Here is a 10,997-nt window from a genome sequence, read left to right as displayed (position 1 = left end):
ACAACGCTTAAACGTCATGCTTTGCACGTTAATTAAACTGATATTTATAGGAAAGGACAAAGCGGTTATCAGGAGAATCAAGGTAAGTATTATTGTCCATAATAAATGTCATCACATTGATCGAATTATGCTTATCAATTGAATAACCCAGGCCGATCCCACCAAAATAACCATGATAGTTCTCACCCTCATCATTCTTTGAACCGTACGAACCTGCCGCAAAAGCAATCATCGTTAAATCCGGCGTCAGTGGTTTCAGCGTAAACGCGCCAAGGTATCCACTGCTCCCTGATGTCGTGATGGTTTCAAAATTGGATTCGGGTGACAGGTTTTCGGCGAATTGCGGTGAGATACAGGCACCTTTATCGTCACGCTGACAATCGCGGACTTCCCCGGTGTTGTAGGTATAGCCAGCCATGGGGAAAATCTGGAACCCTCCCGGGGCAAAGCCAAAGTAACTGAGGGGAATGAAAGTGCCGACAGAATAATTTGTCTGCGTGGCGCCATTGGTATATTCATTTTTCCCAAAGTTAAAATTCACTATTCCCACGGGAAACAGCCATGATCCGCCAATACGCCACTCACTGGCATCACTGTTGATGCGGGCATTGAGCTTCTTGGCCTTGTCGAGCGCAATCGAACCGGAAAACGAGACGTTACTGTCATCCATGTCATAGGTGTCCGACCAAGACACCCCCGCCTTGGTGGTGATTTTCGTTGGATCATCATCGAGTTTATGATCTCCTCTGGCATCATCTGTTGCCGCCGCAAGTGCAGCACTACACGTCAAACTGAGAAGGGTGAAAATAATGCCTGAAGCAAGTAATTTCATATAACCCCCAGAAGGCTATAAATTTTTGATTAAAATGTGTAGCTGTAATTCATGCTAAAGAAATAGATGTCCGGATTATGATAAGTACCTTTCAGCAGCGGTGAAGCCACGCCAGAAGAGTCCATTTTCAGATATTCAAACGCCGCGCCCACGTTACTTGACGATGTAACCTGGTATTGCGCGCCGACACCAAAGCGCCATGCCTGTCCTGAGGGCATCGTCATTGAGGCATCATTTTGATTTTGGTAGAAGCTGCTGTCGTATGCGACCCCGGTATTCAGACGCCAGCGATCGTCTGGCCGGAACTGAACGCCTAAGGCTGTGTGCCAGGTATCCTTCAGACGGTTATCTCGATCTATCGCATCTCCTGACACGTAAATCTGATTGCCGCCATACTGGCTCCAGTTCTGCCAGCCAAGATCCCCCATGACCGACCATTGCGGGTTAAAATCATGCACCAGACTCAGCATCAGTTGATCCGGTGTGTTGATCTGCGCAGACAGCGGTAGGGTATATTCAACATTAGGTAACTGAGGGAAACGCGCTTTACCATCAATACTGAAATGGTACTCCGTTTTGCTGGTGTAATTCAGGCCAACACGTGTCTTATCTGTGATATCAAACAGCAGGCCAGTACGGAAGTTAAGCGCCCAGTCATGATCGGTGGCTTTTTCATCCTGGCCACCGACATTGCGCGTTAATGACAGATAGCCATAGTTGATGCCTAAGCCCACTCCCCAGGACAAACGAGGATTAATTTTCCACGCCAGGGCAGGGCTGAGTGTCATTCCGACTAAGGTACTTTTCTTTATCAGCCGGTCGCCCGCCCATTCCCCAAAATCGAGTCCCAGTCCGTAATTGCCATACAGGCCGATACCTGCCGAGAGGTCATCAGTCAGGCGATGATGGTAGAACAGGCTAGCGCCAGGGAACCAGCCGATGGTATTACCGGGGCTCTTGCCCTGATAACCGGCATCATCATCCAGTCGATAGGGTGTATCCCCATAGAGCGCCTGTATTCCACCGGTTATCATGTTATCCGGCAAACGCGTCATCCCCGCCGGGTTGGTCATCAATGTTGAGGCATCCTGAGCTCGTGCCGCTTGTCCCGCACCCGCCAGACCCGTGTCCTCCGTGGCTATTTCATATAAATACAACCCGCTACTGTGCGCCTGGCTTGCGTAGACCAAACTCGCGACGGTGAAAGCACGTAACAGCGATTTCTGTCCGCTTTTATCCATGAAGGTAGCCTCATTGTTTTACAAAGGTTGGGCAGCGAATACTCTCAATCGATGTCTGATATTGGTCGTGACGCCCGTCCTTTAATGCGCTACCCGCGGCGCTGAGCGACTGATGGTTAATCTGGCTGTTGAGGAAGACGGATTTCACTTTTTCGTCGGGAACAGTTGGGGGAATATCACAATGCGTTCGCAAATCTTTGATCATCACCTGTTCATTTAGGGCATGGGCCAGATTGTCGTAAGGTGATGCCAGTGCAGACATCGAGGAAACTATCAGTGTCGTTAAGATAAGTATTTTCATTCATACTCCCAATCTATTGATTTAAATTTGTTCTTTTCAACCGAAACGACTGCATGGTCATTTAGTTTCATCAAACTGAAGCAGACGGCCGGTGTTTGCCAGGACCATTAAGGTGCTCAGGTTATGTAAGAGGGCGGCAATCAGCGCGCCGGCCCCACCCAGTAATCCCAGTGCCGCCGCAGAAACAATCAACAGCGTCCACCCCAGACCGATGAAGACATTGACCAGCAAAGTCCTGCGGCATTTGCGGCTCAGCCTTATCGCCGTGGGTAATCTTCTGAGGTCGCTTCCTGTCAGAACAATGTCAGCAGACACCATCGCAATATCAGCGCCATTTGCACCCATCGCCATACCCACTGCTCCAGCCTTAAGCGCAAGCGCATCGTTTATGCCATCGCCAACGACCAGCGGACGCCAACCTGCGTTAACTGCTTTTTGCACTTCATGCAGCTTTGTCGAGGGCAGGGCCTGCGCGATGACTTCATTGATATGAAGTGTTTGAGCAACCTGATTGGCGGCAGAGAGCCGATCACCCGTTAGCAACAACCGCCTTTCAATACCCAGCGTTTCCAGTGATTTAAGTGCTTCTGCCGCTTCGGGCCGGAGAGTATCTGCCAGAAGCAGCCAGCCCAGAAACTGGCCGTTATGTGCCAGCCCGACAATTGGACCATCATGATCCGGTGCGGGAATGAGTGGAACGGAGTATGCGGCAAACAGGTCTGCGCGCCCCATTAACGCGATGCCTGACTGCGTTTCGGCCACCACACCCAACCCCTGCTTTTCTTCAACGTTGCTCAGTGCAGGCTGATGTTCCTTTTTAACGTACTCCGCCAGAGCGTGACTGACCGGGTGGCTGCTGGTTGCACCCAACGCCGCAGCGAGTGCCAGCACGTCCTGATAAACCACACCAGAGACCAGAAGGGAATCCACGACGTGCAGGCGTCCCTGCGTCAACGTGCCGGTTTTATCGATGATGAGGGCGTCAACATCCGCTAACTCTTCCAGAAAAGCGGCATTGCGTATCAGGATGCCGTGGCGGGCGGCCACCGCGATGCCGGCCATGGCGGTGGCAGGGGCGGACAGCACCAGTGCGCAAGGGCAGGCGGCCACTAAAACGGCTAACATGGCCTGGCTGTCGTAGGTTAAAAACCAGGTGCTGGCGGCGATAAGCAGAACCAGAATTAAATAATGCGAGGCGTACCGCTCCAGCAACCGCGTGATGGGTGGTTTTGCCTGTTCGGCATCTTTCATCAGCGCAATCACTTTTCCTAGAGTGGATTGTGCACCGGTATGAGTCACTTCCATTCGCAGCAGGCCGTTAAGGTTTATGGCACCGCCAAAAACCAGACTGCCCGGCCCAGCCTCCTGCGGGACGGATTCTCCGGTGATAGAAGCCACGTCCAGGCTGGCATTGCCACTGACTATTTTGCCGTCAGCTGGGACGCTGTCGCCGGCCCGAATTTCAACTGTATCGCCAACCACCAGCGATAAGCTGTCAACATTTTCAAACGTACCATCACTGAGCAAACGCCGGGTGCGACTGCGCGTTAATTTGGTTAAGCCCGCAATCGCCTGACGCGTTCCCATAACGCTTCGTTCTTCAAGGATATGGCCAAAAATCATCAAGACGGGAAGCAGTGCGGCAGTAATTAAATCCCCCAGCGCCCAGGCACCGAGCATCGCCAGCACGATCAACAAATCGGTTACACCATGCAGGTCTGGATGTCGCAGGCTGTGCCAGCCCGCGCGAAACACAGGAACAGCCACAATTAACCACGCGACACCGGCCAGCAGATCGCTTATAGCAGATTGAGCCGGGGATAACGTCCGCCACAGCAGACTCAACAGAATAAGGCCCACAGTGGTCATTGCCAGCGTCAGCTGGATGGCCATACGGCGTCTTTCTTCAGGTGTTAACAATCCCTGGCTGAAGTTGGGATGGATATGGCCATGGCTACACTGGTGGCTCATGGGAAGCTCCCGTAAATTTTCTGAGAAGAGGCAGGTGGTGAGGCGTCGTCAGGCGCAGGGCCCTGTAACAGCAACTGGCTACTGTCACCTGGCGTCACCGTAATAACCTGCCCAGCAGATGAAAGGATGCGGGTAATTTTCTCCCGCCACAGCCTTGGCAGCAGGCCAACGGCTGAACCGTCAGCACGCGCCTGCGCAAGTTTTGTAATGGTTTGCGTTGAGACTTCTGCCTGAGCGCGCACTTCACTGCTCGTCGCGTCCGCCTGCTGTAGTAACCGGTCGGCTTGTTGCTGGGCCTGCTGTAGCCGAAGTGTTGCTTCGTTCTGTGCCTGCGCAATATTCTGTTCTGCTTGCTGGCTGGCAGTCAGCACGGAGTCAAAGGCGGGAACCGCATCAAAGGGTAATGAAGACGCGATATCAACACGTTCAATCTCAATACCCGGCGCGTTACCACTTTCGTTCAACTGTTCGAGATCTTGCTGAATCTTTAGCTTTAGATCGTAGCGCAATTTTGAGCGTGCTTGTGCGGAGTCACTATCGTTCTGGACCGATTCCGGTCGGGCAACCAGAATAGTGTCCAAATCGCGGCTGGCACTGACAAGGGTAGCAGCATGCTGGGCCAGGCGGTCAATCAACGCAGCGATGTGCGGCCGCTGTAAGACGAATCGGAGCGGATCGCTGATGCGATAAAAAATCTGCATATTTAACTGAACAACACCTGCGTCACCGGTCAGAAGATAGCCGGCGCCCGCGCCTGCATCAGAGTCATACTGATCGGGAGAGAGGAGTTTCAATTGCTGGCTGCGCTGCAAGGGCAGCACATCATGCTGAAGAATGCGGGCAGGTCCGGGGATCACCTCAACCCGGTCTACCGGGTTGGGCCAGGCGAACAGGACTCCGGAATGTTCAACCGCAACCGGATTACCAAAGCGCAGAACAACCGCCTGACTATCAGGGGGGATCTGATGAAAGCTTGAAAAGATCCACACCAGAGCAGCCAAAAGCGTCGCGGCATACAAGCCGTAAAAGGCGATACGATAAGATTGTCCCCACGGGGAATAACCAGCAGATTGGCTTCTCATTGTGCGGGGTGCTCCGCATCAGTGGGCTGCTGCACCAGCGCTTTAAATGGTGCAGCGTTGGTACTGAGTACAATTCGCGTACTTTTGTTTACGACATCACTCAACGTATCAAGTGAACGAAGCAGATTGTACAGCTGTGGATCCAGTGAATATGCCTTAGCATAAATGGCGGCAGAGTCACGCTGCGCCTGAGCCGTAATGGTTGCAGCCTTGACGGAAGCATCTGCTTCAAGCACGCGCGCATCCCTGTCGGCTTTTGAATGGATTTCTGCTGCCATCCTTTTCCCTTCTGCGGTGCGTTCCGTCGCTATTGTTTCGCGCTCAGCACGCATCCGGTCAACCGTCGCGTTCAGAGTGACCGCCGGTAAGGTCAGTCGCTCGATCCCCACATCGACAAGTTCAACGCCGTAACTTTTTAATAATTGCTCCTTGAGCTGAACCTTTATTTGCTGTTCAAGCTGAGGAATTTTTACTTTTTTCGCATCAGTATTCACGATGTCGGACAACGCGTAATTACTGGTACTGGTTTCCAGAGAAGAGCCGATGAAGGTACGAATCTGCCGTGCCGCTTCTTCAGGTTGATTCTGAACCGCCCGAATGAAACGCAGAACATGTGCCTCATCAGGATCGACTTTCCAGATGGCCCACGCCTGAACAATAATCCTTAAGCCATCACGGGTTCCCACATCCTGAAGCCCACTGGAAGTAGAACGACTGCGCAAATCAACTTCCATCGGAGTTTCGAACGGAGCGGGCAGGCGCCACGCCAGTCCAGGATCTAAAATAACCCTGACGGGGCTGCCAAAGCGCGTAATGATGGTGGCGCTGCCCGCAGGAACCTGTACCAGGCACGCGATAAGCAGAGTCAAAATAATCAGCATTGCGGCGACGAAATATCGCTTCCATCCACCTTTCGTCTGACGCGAACTGCCATTGGGGTTCTGATTCATCATCCCGACCTTATTTGGCTCAACGGGTGATGAAATTGTCCGGATCTTCATTATGCGCCGCCCTTTATTTATTACTTTCAGATGTCTGCCAGAACTGTCTTAAGTCAAGGATGGGCGCATGGTGCGCCGAAATTTCATCATCAAGAATAAGCAGCGGAGTATGCGACAGTGCTTTGCTGAGAATCTGGTAACGCCTTTCATTAATAAATGCTTGCGGATTGATCTCCCACGAATCATGTTCAGCGCTGTAACGGGTCAACGCATTATTTGCCAGAGCCTGTTGTTCATGTGAAAACGCCTGAGATGTATTGATGGCAGTCAGTGCAACGCGCTGGGAGTCATTGGCAAGCGCAGCTGCGTAGCCTTTTTCTCGCGCAATCAGCGCATTTGCTGCTATCTGGGCGGCCTGCACACCATGATAGGCATTGGCTGCCCCAGCAGGCGGATGAATAGACTCGATGCGAGTGAAGAGAAGCTCTACACCTAAATTGAGGTTTCTCAGGCGTTGCTTAATTTCATTATTCAGCGCTACAGACATACCTGCGCGTTGTTCATTCAGTAAGACATCCAGCTGCTGATGAGCAAAATATTGCGTGAGGACCTGCCGGGCGACTCGCTGGATCGTCGTGGGCAAATCATCAGCGTGATACAGGCTATTCATGGCATCAGCATCTTGCAGGCCAACCCGCCAGATTATTCGGATGTCCATATTCACTATCTGAAAACTCTGTTTATCCCCGATGGAACTGGCGATAACCTGAGCCTGATCGGTGGAGTGCGTGTTGTCCCACAATCGCCAACTGTCCTGCGGAGCTGGCCCCTCAATACGGTCCTGAACCGGAGGTGCAGAGGAGTTAGACGACGGTCGCTCATCACTTAACTGCAACTCATAAACCGCGCCATAATCGACTGGACGTACCCGCCCGAAGGGCCATGGCAAACCAATGTGTATACCCGGGAGCAAGACATTAACAGGCTGTCCAAATCGTTCGTATACCCCTCGCTGAGAAAGAGGAATTTGATGAAGTCCGCTGATTAACCACCCCACGAAAACGATCCCAAGTAATACGGGGGTGAAAATTCTCGCCATTAATGCAAATGCCTGGATCTTTCCAATATCAACACCAAAGTGCTGATAGATTTTTTTCCGGATTAAAAGAAGGGGATGAAGTGGCCAGTGATAACACTCAGCGACCATGCTTCTGCAAAGGAACGGCGCGGACCATCCTTCGCGGGGCAGGATGAAGATATGCGCGACTGAATGAAAGATGAATTCTACTGCAATCAAAAATATAATGCCGCACGCAATATACACGACCCAAAGCGAGGCCGTGGGAATGTAATTGTTGAGAGCTAATGCCACCGTCATGAGCAGGAGTATGCTTAACAGCACTCGCGTTAAGCCAGTGACCATTGAATGACAGGGCCATTGACGAATCGACTTAAAACTGAGCATGCGTTCAATAACAAGCACTGAAAAACAGATGATGACCAGTACGCATACAATGGGTATTAATCCGACTGTAATCGGGGGCAATGCACTTTCAGTATTGAAATTTTCAATTACCAGATAAATGGCAAGAACCGAAAGCAGAGAGGTCAAAGTATGTTGATACAAATACTTGACCGAGTTTCTTACCCCTGAAGTCCTTAACCTTCCCCAGCATCTTTTAAACAGTTTTTCATTTTCATATGATCGTGAAGGTACCTGCCCGGCCGAAGGAGACAGATTCAGTTGGACGTTTTCAATGACGACAAATATAAGCAGGTGGACGGCAACCAGAGTACGGGAGTAAATGCGCCATGCCTGAAAGCCATCTGTCGTGAGAAGATAATAATACAGGGCGCAGGACAGAATAAGCAAAATCAAGGAACAGGCCCGATACCCTCTCAGCCTGTTGCGCATTCTGCCGAAAATCGTGTGACTGTTCTCGTCACTGTAAATTGACACAATAAAACCTCCACAGGATCATCCAGGATAAAATGAAGCAGAAGGTGATTGAAAAGAAGGCGCTCAGCGCTTTATGTATTCAAAGGGACAATGCTGTCCGAAAACAGCAGACCTGCGTATTTTTATGAAACGGGCTATTTCAATTGAATAGCCCGTATGGTTATTACGGCGTGACGATGTTGAACCAGAACTCGAATTTATCCATTGAGTTCAGCAGTTCATTAATTTTGTCAGCATTTCCCGTGACCTTAACTTCTCCTTTGTCCTGAGCCTGCTGTAGGGTTTCATCCTTGAGGATGATCTTATTCAACGTATCGCGGCTGAGGGTCAGAGTTGCATCAGCATTGTCAGCCTGAGAGTTGGACGTATGGTTAAGTACGCCATTTTCCAGTTCAAGCTTATACTTGCCACCGTCTTTGCCAAGGTCCACATTCAGCGTCGCCTTGGCATTGGCGGCTTTTTCCCCATTGATGTGTGTCGCCAGATAATCGAAGAACATTTCCGGGGTCATAGCTCGGACCGTATCCGGGCTGGCCGTATTTGGCGTGGGTCCTTTCACCACACCGCTGCGTAACTCCTGTGCACCGGTGAGGTAGAAGTTGCGCCATGGACCAGACTCGGCCTGATAGCCCAGCTGTTCCAGCGCATCCGCTTCCAGTTCACGTGCAGCTTTGTTGTTGGGATCGGCAAACACGACTTTACTGACCACCTGTGCGACCCAGCGATAATTGCCCTGCTCATAGTCAGTTTTCGCTTTTTGCAGAATGTTGTCAGCGCCCCCCATGTACTCGACAAACTTTTTCGCGCCTTCTTCTGGTGGCAACTCATCAAGGGTTGCTGGGTTGCCGTCAAACCAGCCGAGGTAAAGAACGTAGGTTGCTTTCACGTCATGGCTCACTGAACCATAATATCCCCGGTTCGCCCATGTATTCGCCAGAGCCGGTGGAAGTTTGAACTTGGCGGCAATTTCATCACGTGTCAGGCCTTCATTAGCCATACGCAGGGTCTGGTCATTGATATAACGATACAGGTCACGTTGTGATCTCAGTAACTTGTTAACGTTATCATTTCCCCAGGTTGGCCAGTGGTGCTGAGCAAGAATAATTTCCGCTTTTCCACCCCAGCGGTTAATGGCGTCGTTAATATATTTTGACCATGGCAGCGGTTCACGAATCTTGGCACCGCGAAGTGAGTAGGTATTGTGCAGGGTGTGAGTGACATCCTCTGCCGTTTCGATAATCTTTTTCTCTTCGATATACCAAAGCATTTCAGATGGCGCCTCGGAGCCCGGTGCCATCATAAATTCATAGGTCAATCCATCGATTGTATGCTTTTCACCGGTTTTGGTGATGTAATCGGTGGGCGCAATCAGCGTTACCGTACCTGCTGAAGTGGTTGTACCTAATCCAGCACCAACCTGGCCTTTTGGATCAGCTTTGAGGAGGTTGCCATACATATAGCTGGCACGGCGGCTCATCACGTTACCGGCCATAATGTTCTCAGCTACGGCGGCTTCCATGAATCCTTGAGGTGCATAGATTTTGGTTTTTCCGGACTTGACGTCCGCTTCGTCAACCACACCGCGTACACCACCGTAATGGTCAACGTGACTGTGAGTATAAATCACCGCGATGACGGGTTTTTTACCTCTGTTTTTGTAGTAGAGGTCCATACCTGCTTTGGCCGTTTCTGCCGAGACCAGTGGATCGACGACCGTAATACCATTCTTACCTTCGATAATGGTGATGTTTGAGAGATCCAGATTACGGATTTGATAAACACCCTCAGTCACTTCAAACAGGCCACTGATATTAATTAACTGAGACTGACGCCACAGGCTGGGGTTGACTGTATCCGGTGCTTTTTCTCCTTCTTTAATAAAAGAATATTGCTCCGGATTCCAGATAACATTTCCAGCTTCACCTTTGATTACCGCAGTAGGAAGTGGAGCGATGAATCCTTTATGAGCGTCAGTAAAATCAGTTTTATCATTGAAAGGTAACTGATTATACAGAGCATCGTTCGCCTGTTTGGTGGGTCCTGCGGCATCCTTTCTCAATTCATCTGCAGCCTGAGCGAGTGAAATTGAACTAAGTGAAGCGGCAAGCGCCATGCAAACAATTAGTGGCTTCAGTTTCATAGTTGTCCTCGAAAATATGCCTAAACGTCTGAATTTAAATGACTGAAAAGAAGCCTATCAAGAGTCGATCCTTCCTCCTGATAGGGTGTACATGGCGAAATGGGAAATGACTCGCAACATTTCGCTTTAAAAGTAGTACACCGCTGGGCTTAATCAATCATTACTAATGAATTTTATTTTTTAATCTAAGTAATGTTGATGCTGATCAATTATTTCACTCAAAACCAAACAACTGAGTGATTGATTTTTATCAAACACTTTCAATAGGTTAACCATGAAGATGGATTGTGAATGCACCTTTATTGTTATAATATCACATTAAAACAGAGTGGCATTTTTTCGGAAAAACGCTATCAAGATGATACAAATGTGCAGATTCATTAATGCGGTTGTTCCAAATAATATCAGAGCACTGAAATACTTTAGTTACATCTTTTAGGGTTATGGCTGACTATTTTTACAGATTCTGACTTCGGGTATTTTCCGACAAATCATTCGGTTAGCTTGACCACTCAGTGGCTTGTCGCTT

The 10,997-nt window shown here is 50.0% G+C and carries 8 protein-coding genes; all 8 read right to left on the bottom strand.

The features are described 5' to 3' along the window. Positions 1-28: 28 nt before the first annotated feature. Positions 29-832 carry a hypothetical protein gene (locus tag QMZ30_RS11575; protein WP_283227485.1) on the bottom strand — a complete coding sequence of 268 codons (804 nt, stop codon included), beginning with the start codon at positions 830-832 and terminating at the stop codon, positions 29-31. Between the two features lie 29 nt (positions 833-861). Further along, the gene (locus QMZ30_RS11570) at positions 862-2,073 is read right to left on the bottom strand and encodes an OmpP1/FadL family transporter (protein ID WP_283227484.1); all 1,212 of its coding nucleotides are present in this window, start codon (positions 2,071-2,073) and stop codon (positions 862-864) included. Positions 2,074-2,083: 10 nt separating this feature from the next. Continuing rightward, on the bottom strand, positions 2,084-2,374 hold the full coding sequence (locus QMZ30_RS11565; RefSeq protein ID WP_283227483.1) for a YicS family protein: 291 nt from the start codon (positions 2,372-2,374) through the stop codon (positions 2,084-2,086). A 57-nt stretch (positions 2,375-2,431) separates the two neighbouring features. Next, entirely contained in the window at positions 2,432-4,345 is a 1,914-nt protein-coding gene (locus tag QMZ30_RS11560; RefSeq protein WP_283227482.1) for a heavy metal translocating P-type ATPase, read from the bottom strand. Next, positions 4,342-5,427 (bottom strand): protease modulator HflK, encoded by a 1,086-nt coding sequence (hflK, locus tag QMZ30_RS11555; RefSeq protein ID WP_283227481.1) that lies wholly within the window; start codon positions 5,425-5,427, stop codon positions 4,342-4,344. Before hflK (QMZ30_RS11555) ends, QMZ30_RS11560 begins: the two co-directional genes overlap by 4 nt. After that, the gene (gene hflC, locus QMZ30_RS11550) at positions 5,424-6,428 is read right to left on the bottom strand and encodes a protease modulator HflC (protein ID WP_283227480.1); all 1,005 of its coding nucleotides are present in this window, start codon (positions 6,426-6,428) and stop codon (positions 5,424-5,426) included. Before hflC ends, hflK (QMZ30_RS11555) begins: the two co-directional genes overlap by 4 nt. Before the next feature lie 13 nt (positions 6,429-6,441). Further along, on the bottom strand, positions 6,442-8,328 hold the full coding sequence (gene hflK / locus QMZ30_RS11545) for a protease modulator HflK (protein WP_283227479.1): 1,887 nt from the start codon (positions 8,326-8,328) through the stop codon (positions 6,442-6,444). 163 nt (positions 8,329-8,491) lie between these two features. Further along, complete coding sequence (locus tag QMZ30_RS11540; RefSeq protein WP_283227478.1) at positions 8,492-10,468, bottom strand: alkyl/aryl-sulfatase; 1,977 nt, start codon at positions 10,466-10,468, stop codon at positions 8,492-8,494. Positions 10,469-10,997 lie beyond the last annotated feature (529 nt).

The sequence above is a fragment of the Pantoea sp. EA-12 genome, from assembly GCF_030053355.1.
Lineage (GTDB): Bacteria > Pseudomonadota > Gammaproteobacteria > Enterobacterales > Enterobacteriaceae > Pantoea > Pantoea vagans_C.
Note: the sequence above shows the minus strand (reverse complement) of the source record. Positions and strands in the feature narration are given on the sequence as shown.

What these genes read in the sequence shown, in the direction of transcription:
- QMZ30_RS11575 (WP_283227485.1), bottom strand. Translation starts at nt 832, where the DNA reads ATGAAATTACTTGCTTCAGGCATTATTTTCACCCTTCTCAGTTTGACG.
- QMZ30_RS11570 (WP_283227484.1), bottom strand. Translation starts at nt 2,073, where the DNA reads ATGGATAAAAGCGGACAGAAATCGCTGTTACGTGCTTTCACCGTCGCG.
- QMZ30_RS11565 (WP_283227483.1), bottom strand. Translation starts at nt 2,374, where the DNA reads ATGAAAATACTTATCTTAACGACACTGATAGTTTCCTCGATGTCTGCA.
- QMZ30_RS11560 (WP_283227482.1), bottom strand. Translation starts at nt 4,345, where the DNA reads ATGAGCCACCAGTGTAGCCATGGCCATATCCATCCCAACTTCAGCCAG.
- hflK (WP_283227481.1), bottom strand. Translation starts at nt 5,427, where the DNA reads ATGAGAAGCCAATCTGCTGGTTATTCCCCGTGGGGACAATCTTATCGT.
- hflC (WP_283227480.1), bottom strand. Translation starts at nt 6,428, where the DNA reads ATGAAGATCCGGACAATTTCATCACCCGTTGAGCCAAATAAGGTCGGG.
- QMZ30_RS11540 (WP_283227478.1), bottom strand. Translation starts at nt 10,468, where the DNA reads ATGAAACTGAAGCCACTAATTGTTTGCATGGCGCTTGCCGCTTCACTT.